We start from the raw sequence: 17,150 nt of genomic DNA, 5'->3' as shown, positions 1-17,150 counted from the left end.
CCCTCAGGGCTTCCAAAGCCCGTCGAGTTCCGAAAGGCCGTCCTCCTGGGCGGCCTTTCTTCGTATCAGGCCTCTCAGCTTGAGCGTGCGGCCCAGAATGGCGCGGGATTGGATGTGGTACACGATATCGTAGATCGCCGTTTCGGTGCGCGGTCCGTCGGCCGCTTCGCACCGGCTGGTGATCGCGACCGGCAAACGGCCGTCGCGCACATCCTTGTCCAGCGCCTTCAGCAGCGCGCTTTCGAACCAGTCCGCTTCGATGCGGTGTTTGAGCACGGTGCTTTCCGGCCCCACGCCGAGGGCTGCGGGAAAGCGGATGTCCGTGCTTTGCAGCGCGCAGTCCGCCGCCTTGAAGTCGAGCCCGGCGCCGCCGGCGTCGGTTGCGATCAGCCCTATCGATTTCGGCGTCGGGGCCTTTTCCGCGCTCCGCTCGGCCTCGGCGGATTTCCGCTCGTCGTAGTTGTTCCACAGCGTCAGCGCCGAGATCACGACCGCGACGACGGCGACGGTCTCGCCGAGCGAAAGCCAGCGCCGCCGGATGCGGGCGCTTTCGGCGGCTTTCTCGGACGGTGCTTCCGGGATCTCCGGCAGATCAGAAGGCATCGGCGAGCTTCCGCGGCGCAGACATGCGCCAGCTTTTCACGAGCCAGTCGTTCACATGGTCCCAATCGGGCGCGCCCTGGTCGAGCCGCAGACCGATCCAGCCGTAGGGGCCGAGATAGGGCGGCCGATAATAAAGCGCAGGGTCGGCCTCGATCAGCATCGCCTGCTCTTCAAGCCCGCTCGTTTTCACGAGCAGCGCAGTGATGCCGCAGCCGTGGTGATCGTCGCTGAAATAGGCGAAGAACTTGCCCTTCTCGACATAGAATCCCGGCGCGCCGTGCGACAGCTTTTCAGCGGCTGCGGGCAGGGCGAGCGCCCGCTCCCGGACCTTTTCAAGCAGATTTTCTGGATCGGATGACATCGGCGGCACATTTCGCAAGCGCTGCGGGGTACAGGCGATGTTCCTCTTTCAGGACACGCTCTGCAAGCGTTTCCGGCGTGTCGCCGGGAAGGATCGGCACGCGCGCCTGCGCCACCACGGGGCCGTCGTCCAGCTCCGGCGTCACGACATGTACAGAGCAGCCCGCTTCGCTGTCCCCGGCCTCGATCGCGCGCGCGTGGGTGTCGAGCCCTTTATATTTGGGCAGCAGCGACGGGTGGATGTTGAGAATGCGACCCTTCCACCCATCGACGAATTCGCTCGAAAGCAGCCGCATGTAGCCCGCAAGCGCGACCATCTCGACGTTCGCCCCGCGCAGCGCCGCATCGATCAGCCTGTCGAATTCGGCGCGTTTCATGCCGCGATGATCGTGCGCCCAGATGGCAATGCCCTTGCTGTCGGCGAAGGCGAGGCCGGCGGCGTCCGGGTTGTTGGAGGCGACGAGCACGACCTCGAAGGGGCAGTCCGGCGCCTCCGTGGCGGCAAGGATGGAGGCCATGTTGCTGCCGCGGCCGGAGATCATCACCCCGACGCGGAGTTTAGGCGACATGCACGGCTTCCCACGCCTCGCGGCTGCCCCATGTTTCCGCGTTGCCGACGACGGTGCAGCCCGTGTCGCCCGCATCGATCGCGCCGATCACGTGGGCGGTTTCTCCCGAAGCGGCGAGGGCGGCGAGCGTGGCTTCCACGTCGCCCGGCGCCACCACGGCGACCATGCCGAGGCCGCAGTTGAAGGTCCGCGCCATCTCCCCGGCGGCGATGTTGCCTTCGCGCTGGAGCCACGCGAACGCGCTCGGCAGCGCCCAGGCGCCGCTGTCGATGCGCGCGTGCGCGCCCTTGGGCAGCACGCGCGGCACGTTTTCAAGGAGCCCGCCGCCGGTGATGTGTGCAAGCGCCTTGATGCGCCCCGCACGGATTTCGGGAAGCAACGCCTTCACGTAGATGCGCGTCGGCGTCAGCAGCGCCTCGCCCAGAGAGCGTGCGGTGTCGAAGGGGGCAGGGCCGTCAAGCGCGTGCCCCTTGTCGGCAACGATGCGGCGCACGAGCGAATAGCCGTTCGAATGAAAACCCGATGACGCGATGCCGATCAGCACGTCACCCACCGCGACATGTTCGCCGGTCAGCTGCTGGCCGCGCTCGACGGCGCCCACCGAAAAGCCCGCGAGATCATAGTCGCCCGCGCCGTACATGCCCGGCATTTCAGCGGTCTCGCCGCCGACAAGCGCGCAGCCCGCGATGCGGCAGCCTTCGGCGATCCCCGCGACGACAGCCGAGGCGACGCCCTGTTCGAGCTTTCCGGTCGCGAAATAGTCGAGGAAAAACAACGGCTCAGCGCCCTGAACGACAAGATCGTTCACGCACATGGCGACAAGGTCGATGCCGACCGTATCGTGCTTGCCCGTGTCGATGGCGAGCTTCAACTTGGTGCCGACACCGTCTGTGGCCGCGACGAGCAGCGGATCGTTGAACCCGGCGGCCTTCGGATCGAAGAACGCGCCGAAGCCGCCGATTTCGGCGTCCGCGCCGGGGCGCGCCGTCGCCTTCACCAGCGAAGAGATCGCCTTCACGAAGGTGTTTCCGGCGGCGATGGAGACGCCTGCGTCGGCGTAGCTGTACGATTTGCCCGTGGTCATCGCGCGGCCATAGCGCCGAAGCGAGAAATATTCGACTCCCAATTCGCGCCGCGTTTGGCATAGAGGCGCCGTGACCTTCAAACGCAAGCTCAACGGATGGATGGCGGCGGCGCTTGTGGCGCTCGCTGCGGCTGTCGCCGTGCCGCTGCTCGCGCAGGATGCCGATCGCCCTGAACCACCCGCCGAAGCCCCCGCCGCGGGCGGCAGCGCGTTCCTCGTCAGCGACATCGATGTGGATGTGGTGGCCGGTTCGGCCGAAGCCGCGCGTGTCGCCGCGTTCCGCGAGGCGGCGCGGCAGGCATGGCCGCAGCTTTACGCGCGGATGACCGGCATTGCGGCGTCGGGCGCGCCCAAGCTGCCCGACAGCGCGATCGAGGCGATGGTGAGCGGCATCGAGGTGCAGGCAGAGCGTTTTTCCGACACGCGCTACGTCGGCAAACTCGGCGTCGTGTTCGACCGGGTTCGCGCCGGGGAGCGGCTTCCCGCGAACGCCCGCGTCCTGCAATCCGCGCCGATGCTGCTGCTGCCCGTGCTTGCGGACGGCGGCGTCACCTCGGTTTACGAGGGCCGCTCGCCGTGGCTGCAGGCGTGGTCGCGCTTCGGCACGGATTCGAGCCCGATTTCCTATGTCCGCGCGGGCGGCAACGCGTCCGATGCGCTGCTGCTCACCGGCTGGCAGGCGCGCCGCGACAATCGCGGCCTGTGGCGTTCGATCCTGTCGCGCTACGGCGCGGAGAACCTGCTGGTGGCGGAAGCCTGGCTCGATCGCACGTATCCGGGCGGGCCGATCGTCGGCACCTTCGTTGCGCGTCACGGGCCGGATTCGGATGTGCTGACGCGCTTTCGCCTGCGGGCCGGGGCGGCGGGCGAACTCGATGCGATGCTCGACACCGCCGTGCGCCGGATCGATTCCGCTTATGCGCGCGCGCTTCAATCGGGTGTGCTGCGGGCGGATCCGACCCTCACACTGGCGCTCGAACCGATTTCCGTCTCTCCGCAGCTTGATGCGGCCGACACGCTGGGGTCGATGGGCACCACGGTCAGCGTCGCCACGCCCGACGCGGCGAGCTGGAACGCGATCGAGGCGGCGCTCGGCAGCGTGGCGGAGGTGGACAGCCTCACTCTGATGGAGCTTTCGATCGGCGGAATGTCGCAGGTCCGCATCGGCCACGTCGCGGATTACGCGATGCTGCGTTATGCGCTCGATCAGCGCGGCTGGCGGCTTGACGGCAACCGGCTTCGGCCACGCGCGGAGGGCGAGGCGGCCCTGCCGCGCCCGGTGGTGACGCTGCCGTCGCTGCCCGTGGCGGACGACGCCGTCACCGAAAGCGAAGGCCCGCGCGATCTTATGCCCGTGCCGGAGGATCCGCAGTGAGCGACGGCGCCGCCCTCGCCGGTCGGCGGCGTATCCCGATCCGCTGGATTTTCGTCGCGGCGATCATCCTGTGGTTTGCCTATGCGACGCGCGGCGTGCTGGGCCCGTTCATTGCCGGGCTGGTCATCGCGTACCTGCTCGATCCCGTGGCGGACCGGCTGGAAGCGCGCGGCGTGCCGCGATGGGGCGCGGCGGCGCTGATCCTCGTGGCGTTCTTCGCCGTCTTTGCGCTGCTCATCCTCGCGATGGCGCCGCTCGTGGCGGGCCAGTTCCAGCAACTTGTCCAAAACCTTCCGCAACTCATTCGATCGCTTGAACCTTTGGTCGAACGCCTTTCAGAGGCGGCGGGCGATGTCGTCGCGCTCGAAACGCTTACGAACGATCTGATGCACCGCGTCGCGGCGTGGCTCAGCACGCTTGCGAGCAGTGTCCTCAGCGGCGGGCTTGCCGTCTTCAACCTGCTGGCGCTGTTCGTGATGATGCCCGTTGTCGCCTTCTATGCACTGCGCGATTACGATGTGCTGACGACGCGCATCAATGCGTGGTGGCCCCCGCGTTACGCGCCGACCATCAGCCGCCTGCTCGGCGAATCGGATGCCGCGCTGGCGGGTTTCGTGCGCGGACAGTCGCTGGTCTGCCTGTCGCTCGCGGTCTTTTATTCGGTCGGCTGGAGTCTCATCGGGCTCAACTATGCGCTCGTGCTCGGCATGCTTGCGGGCCTGCTGGGCTTCGTCCCGTATCTCGGCGTTGTCATCTCGGTGGGTCTCGGCCTTCTCGTCGGGCTGGGTCAATGGGGCCCGGACGTGCTCAATCTGGGGCTGATCGTCGGCATCTTTTTCGTGGGCCAGATTCTCGAAAGCATGGTGCTCACGCCCAATCTCATCGGCAATCGCATCGGGCTTCATCCGCTCTGGGTGCTATTTGCCGTGTTTGCGGGCGGAGAGCTTCTGGGCATCCTCGGCGTGTTTCTTGCCGTGCCGGTTGCCGCCGTGCTCGGCGTGGTCATGCGCTGGCTGCTCGGCGAGTATCTGAAGAGCCCGCTCTTCACGGACGACGATCCCCCGCCTGAGGACGTGACCGTTTCTCCATGAGCCAGTTCGCGCTGCCGCTCGATTACCGGTCAGCCGACGGGGAAGCGGATTTCTACATTTCGGAGGCGAATGCCGAAGCGGTCGCCATGCTCGACCGCTGGCCGGACTGGCCCTCGCGCAGCCTCGTGCTCGTCGGCCCGGAAGGCGCGGGCAAGAGCCACTTGCTGCGGCTGTTCGCGAGCCGCCGCCCCGGCGCCGCGCAGCTTTTCGATGATGCCGACGCGCCCGGTCGCGATGAAGCCGCGATGTTCCACGCCTGGAACGCCGCGCAGTCGGGCGGCCCGGCGCTGCTTGTCGCGGCAAGGACATCGCCGGGCGAATGGGGTATCGGGCTGGCCGATCTCGGCTCCCGCCTCGGCGCGGCCGGCGCGGTCCGCATCGCTGCGCCCGATGATGCGCTGCTTGCGGAAATCGTTGCAAAATCTTTTCGCGAACGTGGCCTGCGCGTTTCACCAATTGTCATAGAGTATATGATACAGCGGATCGAACGCAGCTTTGCCGCCGCCGCAACCGCTGTCGCCGCGATCGACGCCGCCGCTCTTGCGGGGCGGCGCGCCGTGACCGTGCCGCTGGTGCGCGAGGCGATGCGACTGGGTGATACGGCGGACGGAAACAAGCGTGGCGAGACGGAACGGCATCAAGAACATCGGGAACGGTAACGCGCGGTATTTCAATCGGGAGCTTTCGTGGCTGGCCTTTAACGCCCGTGTGCTCGAAGAGGCCGAGAACCCGCGCCATCCGCTGCTTGAGCGCCTGCGCTTTCTGTCGATTTCGGGCGCCAATCTCGATGAGTTCTACATGGTCCGCGTGGCGGGCCTGCACGGGCAGGTCGAGGAAGGTGTCGAACTGATCAGTCCGGACGGCGCAACCCCCGCACAGCAGCTTGCCGCCGTCACCGAGCGCGCCGAGGCGCTGATGCGGCAGCAGCAGGACGTGTGGCGCGCGCTTTCCGAGGAGCTTGCCGGTGCGGGCTTTCACGTTCTGAAGGGGCCGGAGCTTTCCGCCGACGAGGAACGCTGGCTGGAAACCTATTTCCGCGAACAGATTTTCCCCGTGCTGACGCCGCAGGCGATCGACCCCGCGCATCCGTTTCCGTTCATTCCCAACCGCGGCCTCGCGCTGACCATGGAACTCAGCCGCGAAGCGGACGGCGAGGAGATGCTCGCGCTGGTGATGATACCCGCGCCCCTCGCGCGCTTCGTGCGCCTGCCGGGGTCCCAGTCACGCTACATTTCGCTCGAAAATGTCGTGCGCATCTTCGCGGACGACCTCTTCCCCCATTTCAGGATCATCGGCGACGGCGTGTTCCGCGTCATCCGCGACAGCGATATCGAGGTGGAGGAGGAAGCCGAGGATCTCGTGCGTTTCTTCCAGACCGCGATCGAGCGCCGCCGCCGGGGGCGCGTCATCCGGCTGAAGATCGAGGAGGGGACGCCGCCGCGTCTCAATCAGATGGTCCGGCACGCGCTCCACATCGATAGAAAGGGCGTAACGCCGGTCACCGGCATGATCGGCATCGCCGACCTCGCGCAGCTCGTCGAGGAAGACCGTCCCGACCTGAAGTTCGAGCCCTACTCGCCGCGCTTTCCCGAGCGTATCCGCGAATACGGCGGCGATTGCTTCGCGGCGATTCGCGCCAAGGATATCGTCGTCCATCACCCCTACGAGAGTTTCGATGTCGTGCTCGCCTTTCTCAGGCAGGCGGCGGAGGATCCCGACGTCGTGGCGATCAAGCAGACGCTCTACCGCGCGGGCAAGCAGTCCGCCGTCGTGCGCGCGCTCGTCGACGCGGCGGAGGCGGGAAAGTCCGTCACGGCGGTCGTCGAGCTCAAGGCCCGCTTCGACGAGGAACAGAACCTCGTCTGGGCCGCCGCGCTGGAACGCGCCGGCGTGCAGGTCGTCTACGGCTTCATCGACTGGAAGACGCACGCCAAGATCTCGCTCGTGGTCCGTCGGGAAAACGGCAGTCTTCGCACCTATTGCCACCTCGGCACGGGCAATTATCACCCGGTGACGGCGCGCATCTACACCGATCTCAGCTTCTTCACCGCCGATCCCAAACTCGGCCGCGACGCCGCACAGATCTTCAACTACGTGACCAGCTATGTGGAGCCCCGCGGGCTGGAGGCGATGACGATCTCGCCCTCTGGCATGCGGCAGAAGCTCACGGCGCTGATCGATGCGGAAATCGCCAATGCGGAGGCGGGGCGGCCGAGCGGCATCTGGGCAAAGATGAACTCGCTCGCGGATCCCGCGATCATCGACAAGCTCTACGAGGCGAGCGGGGCGGGCGTCCCCATCGAACTCGTGATCCGGGGCATCTGCTGCCTGCGCCCGGGTGTGCGCGGGCTTTCGGAAAATATCCGTGTCCGCTCGATCGTGGGCCGCTTTCTCGAACACAGCCGCATCGTCGCGTTCGCGAACGGCAGCGCGCTGCCTTCGCGCAAGGCGCTGCTGTTCACCTCTTCGGCGGACTGGATGCCGCGCAATTTCGACCGCCGCGTCGAGTTGCTCGTCCCGATCGAGAATTCGACGGTTCACGCGCAGATTCTCGGTCAGGTCATGCTCGCGAACCTCAAGGATACCGAGCAGACGTGGGAACTTCACCCCGATGGGACATATGAACGCATCTCGCCGCCGGGCGAATCGTTCAACCTGCACCGTTATTTCATGACGAATCCGTCGCTTTCGGGCCGCGGCGCCGCCATCAAGGCGGCAGCGCCGGTGCCCCGGCTCTATCTTTCCGATCCCGACGCGGACGTTCCGGCGGCCCCCGCCGAATAGACTCGCGGGGAGCCAGCCGTTATTGCCGGGCGCATGACGGTGACAGGGGCAAGTGAATGGCGCTGAGCGCGACGAACGACCTCCGCCGGGCCGGGGATATTCCGGTCAGTGCCGTCATCGACATCGGTTCGAACTCGATTCGCCTGGTCGCCTTTCGCGGCGACCGGCGCACGCCGCTGGTGCTGTTCAACGAAAAGGTCATGGCCGGGCTCGGCAGGGGCGTTGCCGATACCGGCGCGATCACGCCCGAGGGGTTTGAAACGGCGCGCGCGGCGCTCACCCGCTTCCGCCTGCTGTGCGACGACATGAATGTCGTGCAGATGTACGCCTTCGCCACGGCGGCGGTGCGCGATGCCGCGAATCGCGATGCTTTCCTCGATATGGCGAAGAGGCGCTGCGCGCTCGACGTGCGCGTGCTCAGCGGCACGGAGGAGGCCCGGCTGGCCGCGTACGGCGTCATCGCAGGCATCCCCGACGCCGACGGCGTGGTCGGTGATCTCGGCGGCGGCAGCCTGGAACTCGTTCGCGTGAAGAAGGGCAAGCCGCACAGCCATCTCTCGCTGCCGATCGGCGCACTGAAGCTCGCGGCGGCCCGCAAGGTCGGCGGCCGGTCGCTGGCCGGGCTCGTGAAAACCGCGCTCGCCGAGGTGAAGTGGGCGGGGCAGGGGAAGGGGCTTCCCTTCTACATGGTGGGCGGCTCATGGCGCGCGCTGGCGCAGCTTCACATGCACCTCACCGATTATCCGCTGCCCGTTGTCCATCAATATGCGATGGATGTGGGCGCGATCGATCACATGGCGCGCGCGCTGCTGAACCTCAGCCCGAAGCGCCTCCGCGCGATCCCGCGCCTGTCTTCGGCGCGTATTCCCCAGCTTCCCGGCGCCGCGCTGCTGCTGCGCGCCGTGGTGAAGCGGCTCGGCAGCAGCGGCGTCATCGCGTCGTCCTACGGCATTCGCGAGGGCATTCTTTATGCCGATCTTCCCAAGGCGGTTCAGCGCGAAGACCCGCTGGTCTCCGCGGCCAGACAGGAAGGCGCCATCCAGGGGCGCTTCCCGCTCCACGCCGAAGCGCTGATGGGGTGGATGAACGGCCTGTTCGCGCCGGAAACGGCGGAGCATACGCGCCTGCGTCTCGTCGCCTGCATACTTGCCGATGCGGCGTGGCGTGCGCACCCGGATTTCCGCGCGGAGCGGGGCCTGGAACTGGCGCTTCACGGCAACTGGGTCGGCATAGACGGGCGCGAGCGCGCCGTGCTCGGCGCCGCGCTGTTCGCGGCCTACGGAGGCTCGGCGAACGATCCGGCCATCACGGATCTGCTGCGTCTCGCGACGCGCGAGGAACTCATGCGTTCGTTCAAGTGGGGGCTCGCCCTGCGGCTCGGCCAGCGTCTGACGGCAGGCACGGCACGCCCGCTTGAAAAAAGCCGCATCTACCGGGAAAACGGCCAGCTCGTCCTCACGCTGACCCCGCGCTACCAGCCGCTCTATGCGGAGGCCGTGGCGCGCCGGCACGAGGCGCTCGCGGCGGCGATGGGCCTCACGGCCGTGTTCGCCGCCGAAAAAACCTAAGGCGCGGTGTTGCCGAATAGGAATACGTGTGCAAGCTCAGGGGCGCTCTTTGAAAGGCGCTCGGCAAGCCCCGCGTTGATGTAGATACCGCGCCGGATTCACCGAGCGCGGAATCTCTGAAGCCCCTCCTCTTCAGGGGAGGGGTTGGGGTGGGGCGTTCCCGCCACGCTCCGCGCACGGGGAGAAGCCGCGCGTTGGAATAACCTTTGTAACCTTCGGCCGCGCGATCAGGCCACCTCGGTCATCCGCAGCTTGCCGTTCTGAACCGCGAAGCTCAGCCGTCCTTCGACAAGCGCCACCGCGTCACGGCCGAAAACTTCGTAGCGCCAGCCGTTCAGCAGCGGCAGCCCCTCGCGAACCCCGGCGGCGAGCGCTTCGAGATGATCCGACTTTCCGATCAGTTTCGGCGCGACATCAGCCTCTTTGCAGCGAATCTTCAGAAGCAGCTTCAAAAGATCGGCGACCAGAACCGAGTCGGATCCGAGCCTGGGTTTGCCCGCATCGCGCTCGGGCATTTCGCTCTCGGGCAGCGGGACCGCACCGGCCAGCGCCTCCATCAGCCGCGCGCCCATGTCGTTTGTAACCCACGTCTTGGACAGTCCGCGAACGCGGCCCAGCGCCTCCTGATCGGCGGGCGGATGCGCTGCGAGGTCGGCGAGCGTTTCGTCCTTCACGATGCGCCCGCGCGGCAGGTCGCGGCGCTGCGCTTCGATTTCGCGCCAGGCGGCGATCGCCTTCAGGCGGCCGAGCGCTTCGGCCTTGCGGCTCGGCAGGCGAATGCGCTGCCAGGCAGTCGACGGGTCGTTGACGTAATTCTCGGGCGTCGTCAGGCGCGCCATCTCTTCGTCGAGCCAGTCGCCGCGCCCGGTCTTCTTCAGGCGTCCGAGCAGCTTGGGAAACAGCTCGATGAGATGCGTGACGTCCCCGATCGCGTAGTCGAGCTGGCGCTTGTCGAGCGGGCGGCGCGCCCAGTCCGTGAAGCGGGCGCCCTTGTCCAGGTTGGCGCCGGTGAACGAGGCGACGAGATTGATGTAGCTGACCTGTTCGCCCATGCCGAGCGCCATCGCCGCCACCTGCGTGTCGAACACGGGCGAGGGCGTCTTGCCGGTCATGTTGTGGATGATCTCGATGTCCTGCCCGCCGGCATGGAAGATTTTCAGCACGTCGGACTCGACGAGCAGCGCCAGCATGGGCGCAAGGTCGAGCCCGCTTGCCTTGGGGTCGACTGCGGCCGCCTCATCGGGCGAGGCGAGCTGGATCAGGCAGAGATCGGCCCAATAGGTGTTCTCGCGCATGAACTCGGTATCAACGGCGATATAATCGGCGGTGGCGAGCTGGGCGCAGAAGGCCGCGAGCGTTTCGGTATCGGTAATCAGCGGATGGATTTTCATGGACGGTTCTATTAGGGCGGTCGGCGCTTCCATGCCAGCGCCTTGACAAAACAAGTGTGCGGGCATGTGTCGGGCCTGCCACAAACACCGGAATCGAGTAAAAATGCACGTCTATCGCACGCACCATTGCAGCGCCCTCCGCAAGGCCGATGTCGGCACTACCGCCCGCATTTCGGGCTGGGTCCACCGGAAACGGGACCACGGCGGGCTGCTCTTTGTTGACCTTCGCGACCATTACGGGCTGACGCAGGTGGTGTGCGATACGGATTCCCCGGCGTTTTCCGTGCTCGACGGCGCGCGCGCGGAAAGCGTGCTGACGGTGACGGGCAAGGTCGTCGCGCGTTCGGACGCGACGGTGAACCCGAATCTTCCCACCGGCGAGATCGAGCTTTGGGCCGCTGAAGTCACGGTGCAGTCGGCTGCGTCCGAGCTGCCGATGCCGGTGGCGGGCGACACCGAATATCCCGAGGATATCCGCCTGAAGTACCGCTATATCGATCTGCGGCGCGACCGGCTGCACCGCAACATCATGCTGCGCTCGAACGTCATCGCGTCGCTGCGCCGCCGCATGATCGATCAGGGCTTCACCGAGTTCCAGACCCCGATCCTCACCGCCTCGTCGCCCGAAGGCGCGCGCGACTTCCTGGTGCCGAGCCGAATGCATCCGGGCAAATTCTACGCGCTGCCGCAGGCGCCGCAGATGTTCAAGCAGCTACTGATGGTCGCCGGCTTCGACCGCTATTTCCAGATCGCGCCCTGCTTCCGCGACGAAGACGCGCGCGCCGACCGTTCGCCGGGCGAGTTCTACCAGCTCGACTTCGAGATGAGCTTTGTCACGCAGGACGACGTGTTCAACGCGATCGAGCCCGTGCTGGCGGGCGTGTTCGAAGAGTTCGCGAACGGCAAGTCCGTGACCCCGGCGGGCACGTTCCCGCGCATTCCCTACCGCGAGTCGATGCTGAAATACGGCAACGACAAGCCGGACCTTCGGAACCCCATCGAGATCGTCGATGTCACCGATCATTTCCGGGGTTCGGGCTTCGGCATTTTCGCGAAGATGGTGGAAGGCGGCAACGTCGTCCGCGCCATTCCCGCGCCGAAGGCGGGCGAGCGCAGCCGCAAGTTCTTCGACGACATGAACGACTGGGCGCGCAGCGAAGGCTTCGCAGGCCTCGGCTACATCAACATCAAGGACGGCGTCCCCGCAGGCCCCATCGCCAAGAACCACGGCGAGGACGCGACCGCGAAGCTCATCGCCGCGCTCGGCCTAGGGCCTGACGACGGCGTGTTCTTCGCGGCGGGCAAGGAAGCCGACGCGGCGCGGCTCGCGGGCCGGGCGCGCACCAAGGTGGGCGAAGACCTCGGCCTGATCGAAGCGGGCGCCTTCAAGTTCTGCTGGATCGTCGACTTCCCGATGTTCGAATACGACGAGGACGCCAAGCAGGTCATCTTCTCGCACAACCCGTTCTCGATGCCGCAGGGCGAGCTTGAGGCGCTGGAGACGAAGAACCCGCTCGAAATCCTCGCGTGGCAGTACGACATCGTCTGCAACGGCATCGAGCTGTCGTCGGGCGCGATCCGAAACCACAAGCCGGAAATCATGTACAAGGCGTTCGAGATCGCCGGTTACAGCCAGGAACAGGTCGATACGAACTTCTCGGGCATGATCAACGCCTTCAAGGTCGGCGCGCCGCCGCACGGCGGGTCGGCGCCGGGCGTGGACCGCATCGTCATGCTGCTGGCGGACGAGCCGAACCTGCGCGAGGTCGTGCTGTTCCCGATGAACCAGAAGGCCGAGGATCTGATGATGAACGCCCCGGCGAGCGTCTCCGACCGGCAGCTCAAGGAGCTGTCGATCAGGCTCGACCTGCCGAAACCGAAAGCCGGATAAGCCCATGAAACCGCCGTCGCTGCACCGCCTGCCGCCGCTCGAAAAGGTATCGAACGGCCGCTACGACGCGGCGCTGAAGACGGTGCAGGATCGGCTCGCGGCGGTACAGGCGAGTTGCATCGGCCGCCGCCGCCGCGCCGTCGTGGCCGTTGAGGGTCTGGACGCTGCGGGGAAGGGCGGTTTCATCCAGCGTCTGACGGCGCCGTGGGATCCGCGCTTTTACGACGTGCAGCCGATCAAGGCGCCCGATGCCGAGGAGAAAGCGCACCATTATCTCTGGCGCTTCTGGCAGAAGCTGCCCTCGCACGGCGAAGTGAATATTTTCGACCGCACCTGGTACGGTCGCGTGCTCGTCGAGCGGGTGGAGGGCTTCGCGAGCGAAGCCGAATGGCGCCGCGCCTACGACGAGATCAACGCCTTCGAGAAGATGCTCGTCGATGACGGGGCGGTACTCATCAAGCTGTTCTTCACGGTCAGCCAGAAAGAGCAGGACGAGCGGCTGGTCGAGCGCCTGGAAGCACCCGCGAAGCGCTGGAAGGTTTCGCCCGAGGACTTCCGCAACCGGCTGAAGCGCGATGCCTATGTGGAAGCCGCCGAAGACATGTTCGCCCGCACGCATACGCCCCATGCACCGTGGACGATCATCGACGGCGAGCACAAGAAGTCAGCGCGCATCGCCGCGCTGAACCTCGTTGCCGATCGGCTGTCCGAGGGGCTAGACCTGTCGCCGCCCCCGCTTTCGGCGGATATCGTGAAGTCGGCGAGGGCTGCATTCGGCAAGAAGCTGAACCTCGGCTAACACGGGCCTTCAGACACGGTTCAACGTGCCGGGCGCAATTGTGTTAGCACTTGGGTCAGGAGTGCTCGAAATGCGTGTTCAGAAAACAGGTTTGATGGCGGGAACGCTGGTTGCGGCGTTGCTTGCCCTGCCGGCAGCGGCGCAGGATCGCGATCGCGAACGTCCGCAGCGCGAACGCGGAATGCAGGTCAACCGCGACGCCCCGCGCGCGCCTGAAGCCAGGCAGCGTGTGCCCGAGGCAAGGCCGCAAACCACGCCGCCGCAGCAGCGCGTTGCCCCTCCCGAGCGCAGGCCGGAGGCTCGAATCGAGAGACCTCAGCCGAACACGTCGCGCATGGAAACGCGGCAGCGAACCGAAGCCGTGCAACAGCGTATGAACGGCGTGATCGGTCGCGACAATCCGCGCGGCGACAACAATCGCGGCGACTGGGACAAGAACCGCGATCGAAGCGACAATCGCAACTGGGATCGCAATCGCGACCGGGATCGCAATGATGACTGGCGCGACCGCGATAGAGATCGGGACCGCGACCGCTGGCGCGACAACAATCGTCGCCCCGTCGTGATCGTGCGACCGAGCCCGACCTACCACTACAGGCCGCATTGGTGGGGTTCCAATAGCTTCTATTTCGACAACCGCTACCACGGACACTATGATTACAACTCGTGGTATCGGCCCGGCTACGGCTTCTACGGATCGCAGTACGGCAGCGGCTGGGCCACGCTTGACCCGTGGCTTCGGCAGGATCCCGCAGCCAAGCACTGGGTGATGTGGAACTTCGACCGCAACCGCAACGGCCAGCTTTCAAAGGACGAGGCGCGCACAGCGAACAGGGAATTCGCCCGCCTCGCAGACCGCAACCGCCGCCTGAATGACGGCGAGATCCGGTTCGGCGTCGAGGAACTGCGCGACGAGTACCGCTACAGCTTCAACCGCTAAAGCATCGTGCGGAAACGTGGGAACCGGCTTTCCGCACGATGCGTCAACAGAGACCTACAGCAAGCTGCGTGAGTCTGAAATCACGCAGCTTGCTGTAGGGTAGGCGATCGAAACGATCTCCAGTTCCTGCAAACCGCTCGGCAGGCGGACAGTGCGGAGATCGCCTACGCCCGCGCCTTTCAGAGCGATGGCGAGCGGCGCGCGCCACGAGATGTGGCCGCGCGGCGTGTCCGTTTCATCTTCGCCGACGATGGTGACCGTGCGCTGCCGGTCGTCCTCGTCGGCGACGGTCACGGTGGCGCCGAAGAACACGCGGGCCTTGTCGGGCTGTTTGGCCGGATCGACGACACGGGCGTTCTTCAGCCGCTTTGAAATGCGGGTGAGTTCCCGGTCGATTTCGCGCAGACGCTTGCGGCCGTAGATATAGTCGCCGTTTTCGGAACGATCGCCGTTGCCGGCCGCCCACGAGACGATCTCCACGATCTTCGGACGCTCGACCTCGAACAGGGCCCGGTGCGCCTCGATCATGGCCTTCATGCCCGCAGGCGTGATGTAATTGAGGGTGTCCGCCATCGGCTCAGCCCGGCCTGTTCTTGCCCATCCACGCCGACAGCGTGTTGGTGGAAGGCTGGCCCGCCCGCGCGGGGCTCAGCCGGTCGTAAACGACCGCGTTTTCCAGCACGGCGCGCACGTAGCCGCGTGTCTCCATGAAGGGAATCTCCTCCACCCAGCGCACCGCATCGACGCTCGGCAGCCGCGGGTCGCCGTTCGCATTGATCCATTTGCGGACGTTGCCCGCGCCTGCATTATAAGATGCGATCGCCAGCATATGGTTGCCGCCCCACTGGTCGACGAGGTTGAGATAGTAGGTCGATCCGAGCTGGACGTTGTAGTTGGGGTCGCCGAGCAACGCTTCGGGCCGGTAGCTCATGCCCATCTTTCCCGCCGTCTCGCGCGCCGTGCCCGGCATCAACTGCATCAGCCCGCGCGCGCCTGCGCGACTGATGGCGGTCGGATCGAAGCGGCTTTCCTGGCGGGTGATCGCATGGATCATCGTCCAGTTGTTCATCAGCACGCCGCCGACCGGCAGTTGCGGGTAGGCAAAGCGGAGGATGGCGGGAGGCCCGTCCACCAGTTCGCCCCGGCTCGCGATCAGCGCATAGTCGGCGCGGCCGAGTTGCTGCGAGAGTTCGCTGACGAGATATTCTCTGGCGGAGGTTTTCGCGCCATCCGCAAGTGTTTTCAGAAACAGCGTCTGCTTGCCCCGGTCGCCGACCATGCCGAGAAGCCGCGCCGCCTCGACGCGGTCATCCGCCGCGAAGGTCTGGCGTTCGGCTGACGGTACGGCGGGGTCTGCGGTCGCCGGGATCGCCAGCGGACGCCCGAGCCGTTCGGCGGCCAGTTGACCGTAGAAGGTGAGGGGGAAGCGCGACGCGGTCTCGAGGTTGCGATTCGCGTCTATGGTGAGCCCTGCCGCCTCTGCGGCACGCGCTGCCCAGTAATGTCCGCGCGAGCGCGTGCCGGAAAACTGTGCTGCCGCCGCGAAGTTTTCGAAATGGCGAACGGCGTCGCGCGCCCGGTTCAGCTTGTGGAGCGCTGTCCAGCCCGCGAGCCATTCGAGGCTGGTGAACGTGTCGCGCTCGGCCGCGCTGTAGCTGGTGAGCGCGCGGTCGAAGGCAAAGCCGCCGTGATTGTGGGCAATCTCGAACGCCAGGCTGTGCTGATTGTCGTTCACCGCGCCGCGGGCGGCTGAAAGAACCTCGGTCATCCAGGCATTGCGGTCTCCCGCGCTGCCGGGCGTAATCGCGGCGCGCGCGAGAAGCTGGCGCGCCGCGAGGCTGTTGCCGCTGGCGCGCAGGAAAGCGCTGCGATCCGCGAGAAGGCCGGGATTGTTTTCGAAGCCGGTGCCTATCTTGCCCAGTGCCAGATTTGCATCGACCGCTGCAGGTGCCGAGGCTGCGCCTCTTGCGGCGGCGGCGCGCTGGAGCGCGATGCGGGCTTCCGCCAGTGTGCGGTCGCTGCCCGCCAGAAACGGCAGCATCCGGGTCGCGGTCGCCAGATCACCCTGCCAGAGCAGACGGTCGATGCGGAAAACGTGATCGTCGCGGCTCAGAATGCCGCCGAATGCCGCCAGAAATCCGTTTTCAAGTGCGGGTCCGATGCCGCCGATGCGCCAGGCCTGCTTCGCTTCCGTATTGGCGGCGTTGGTCATGCCCGCGGCCTTCAAGGCTTCCGCATGACGATAGCGGCCAATACCCGAAAGCGGCAGAAACACGCGGAAGAACGTCAGCCGGGCGGCCATCGGCGTCGTATCGGTGATGGTGCCTTCGGCGCGTCGGCGCAGGTCGTCGGTGCCCGGCCAATCCGCGTTGCCGCGCAGAAAGTCCGAAAGCTCGGAAAACGTCGCCGTGTACTCCGGTCGCCGCAGCCTGTCCCAGACGAGCAGCTTCTGGGAGACCGATGCATTGCTGGCGATCGCCGGGACGGGGCGGAACTCTCTGCGCGCCTGCGCTTCCAGTCCCGCTTTCAGCGCGCTCGTATCGGGACGAGACTGGGCGCTTGCGGGCGGCGCGCCCAGAGCGGCGGCGGAAAGCAGGGCAAATCGCAGAAGAACGCTGGTAAGACTGGACACGGACTTTCTGAGCCTCCTATGACGCCACAAACAGGCCGATCGCCGCCGGTGCATGCAAGGGTG

General features: G+C 66.2%; 13 protein-coding genes and 1 pseudogene. 8 read left to right on the top strand and 6 right to left on the bottom strand.

Going from position 1 to position 17,150, the window contains the following annotated elements:
- Positions 1-3: 3 nt before the first annotated feature.
- The 3 genes and pseudogenes from GGQ98_RS04765 to purM all read right to left on the bottom strand — a co-directional run bounded on the left by GGQ98_RS04765 (position 4) and on the right by purM (position 2,616).
- Entirely contained in the window at positions 4-603 is a 600-nt protein-coding gene (locus GGQ98_RS04765) for a hypothetical protein (RefSeq protein WP_184065902.1), read from the bottom strand.
- A pseudogene (gene purN, locus GGQ98_RS18300) lies at positions 593-1,532 on the bottom strand (phosphoribosylglycinamide formyltransferase). Before purN ends, GGQ98_RS04765 begins: the two are co-directional and overlap by 11 nt.
- The gene (gene purM, locus GGQ98_RS04750; RefSeq protein WP_184065894.1) at positions 1,522-2,616 is read right to left on the bottom strand and encodes a phosphoribosylformylglycinamidine cyclo-ligase; all 1,095 of its coding nucleotides are present in this window, start codon (positions 2,614-2,616) and stop codon (positions 1,522-1,524) included. Before purM ends, purN begins: the two are co-directional and overlap by 11 nt.
- Before the next feature lie 70 nt (positions 2,617-2,686).
- On the opposite strand from purM, the gene GGQ98_RS04745 reads away from it, so the two are divergent.
- The 5 genes from GGQ98_RS04745 to GGQ98_RS04725 are packed head-to-tail and all read left to right on the top strand — an operon-like array spanning position 2,687 to position 9,434.
- Positions 2,687-3,991: a heavy-metal-associated domain-containing protein gene (locus GGQ98_RS04745; protein WP_184065891.1), complete on the top strand. Its 1,305-nt coding sequence runs from the start codon at positions 2,687-2,689 to the stop codon at positions 3,989-3,991.
- Complete coding sequence (locus tag GGQ98_RS04740; RefSeq protein WP_184065888.1) at positions 3,988-5,082, top strand: AI-2E family transporter; 1,095 nt, start codon at positions 3,988-3,990, stop codon at positions 5,080-5,082. Before GGQ98_RS04745 ends, GGQ98_RS04740 begins: the two co-directional genes overlap by 4 nt.
- Positions 5,079-5,741 carry an HdaA/DnaA family protein gene (locus GGQ98_RS04735; RefSeq protein WP_184065885.1) on the top strand — a complete coding sequence of 221 codons (663 nt, stop codon included), beginning with the start codon at positions 5,079-5,081 and terminating at the stop codon, positions 5,739-5,741. Before GGQ98_RS04740 ends, GGQ98_RS04735 begins: the two co-directional genes overlap by 4 nt.
- The gene (locus GGQ98_RS04730; protein WP_184065882.1) at positions 5,701-7,866 is read left to right on the top strand and encodes an RNA degradosome polyphosphate kinase; all 2,166 of its coding nucleotides are present in this window, start codon (positions 5,701-5,703) and stop codon (positions 7,864-7,866) included. The genes GGQ98_RS04735 and GGQ98_RS04730 overlap by 41 nt, the downstream gene beginning before the upstream one ends.
- A 56-nt stretch (positions 7,867-7,922) precedes the next feature.
- Entirely contained in the window at positions 7,923-9,434 is a 1,512-nt protein-coding gene (locus GGQ98_RS04725; protein ID WP_184065881.1) for a Ppx/GppA family phosphatase, read from the top strand.
- A 227-nt stretch (positions 9,435-9,661) separates the two neighbouring features.
- Here GGQ98_RS04725 and rnd read toward each other — a convergent pair whose 3' ends face one another.
- Positions 9,662-10,825, bottom strand: a complete 1,164-nt coding sequence (rnd, locus tag GGQ98_RS04720) for a ribonuclease D (protein ID WP_184065878.1) — start codon at positions 10,823-10,825, stop codon at positions 9,662-9,664.
- A gap of 103 nt (positions 10,826-10,928) precedes the next feature.
- Between rnd and aspS the strand changes: the two genes are divergently transcribed.
- The 3 genes from aspS (at position 10,929) to GGQ98_RS04705 (ending at position 14,455) form a co-directional block, all read left to right on the top strand.
- A complete protein-coding gene (gene aspS / locus GGQ98_RS04715; protein WP_184065875.1) occupies positions 10,929-12,716 on the top strand; it encodes an aspartate--tRNA ligase in 1,788 nt (595 codons plus the stop codon).
- A gap of 4 nt (positions 12,717-12,720) precedes the next feature.
- Positions 12,721-13,515, top strand: a complete 795-nt coding sequence (locus GGQ98_RS04710) for a polyphosphate kinase 2 family protein (protein WP_184065872.1) — start codon at positions 12,721-12,723, stop codon at positions 13,513-13,515.
- Positions 13,516-13,585: 70 nt separating this feature from the next.
- Positions 13,586-14,455 carry a hypothetical protein gene (locus GGQ98_RS04705; protein WP_184065869.1) on the top strand — a complete coding sequence of 290 codons (870 nt, stop codon included), beginning with the start codon at positions 13,586-13,588 and terminating at the stop codon, positions 14,453-14,455.
- A 54-nt stretch (positions 14,456-14,509) separates the two neighbouring features.
- Here the strand turns inward: GGQ98_RS04705 and greB are convergent, their stop codons facing one another.
- Positions 14,510-15,028 (bottom strand): transcription elongation factor GreB, encoded by a 519-nt coding sequence (greB, locus tag GGQ98_RS04700; protein ID WP_184065866.1) that lies wholly within the window; start codon positions 15,026-15,028, stop codon positions 14,510-14,512.
- Between the two features lie 4 nt (positions 15,029-15,032).
- Positions 15,033-17,087: a transglycosylase SLT domain-containing protein gene (locus GGQ98_RS18780; protein ID WP_184065863.1), complete on the bottom strand. Its 2,055-nt coding sequence runs from the start codon at positions 17,085-17,087 to the stop codon at positions 15,033-15,035.
- Between the last annotated feature and the right edge of the window lie 63 nt (positions 17,088-17,150).

The sequence above is a fragment of the Sphingosinicella soli genome, from assembly GCF_014199685.1.
Lineage (GTDB): Bacteria > Pseudomonadota > Alphaproteobacteria > Sphingomonadales > Sphingomonadaceae > Sphingosinicella > Sphingosinicella soli.
This window is presented reverse-complemented; position numbering and strand designations above follow the sequence as displayed.

Coding starts and splice junctions, on each gene's coding strand:
- GGQ98_RS04765 (WP_184065902.1), bottom strand. CDS start 603: ATGCCTTCTGATCTGCCGGAGATCCCGGAAGCACCGTCCGAGAAAGCC.
- purM (WP_184065894.1), bottom strand. CDS start 2,616: ATGACCACGGGCAAATCGTACAGCTACGCCGACGCAGGCGTCTCCATC.
- GGQ98_RS04735 (WP_184065885.1), top strand. CDS start 5,079: ATGAGCCAGTTCGCGCTGCCGCTCGATTACCGGTCAGCCGACGGGGAA.
- GGQ98_RS04725 (WP_184065881.1), top strand. CDS start 7,923: ATGGCGCTGAGCGCGACGAACGACCTCCGCCGGGCCGGGGATATTCCG.
- rnd (WP_184065878.1), bottom strand. CDS start 10,825: ATGAAAATCCATCCGCTGATTACCGATACCGAAACGCTCGCGGCCTTC.
- aspS (WP_184065875.1), top strand. CDS start 10,929: ATGCACGTCTATCGCACGCACCATTGCAGCGCCCTCCGCAAGGCCGAT.
- GGQ98_RS04710 (WP_184065872.1), top strand. CDS start 12,721: ATGAAACCGCCGTCGCTGCACCGCCTGCCGCCGCTCGAAAAGGTATCG.
- GGQ98_RS04705 (WP_184065869.1), top strand. CDS start 13,586: ATGCGTGTTCAGAAAACAGGTTTGATGGCGGGAACGCTGGTTGCGGCG.
- greB (WP_184065866.1), bottom strand. CDS start 15,028: ATGGCGGACACCCTCAATTACATCACGCCTGCGGGCATGAAGGCCATG.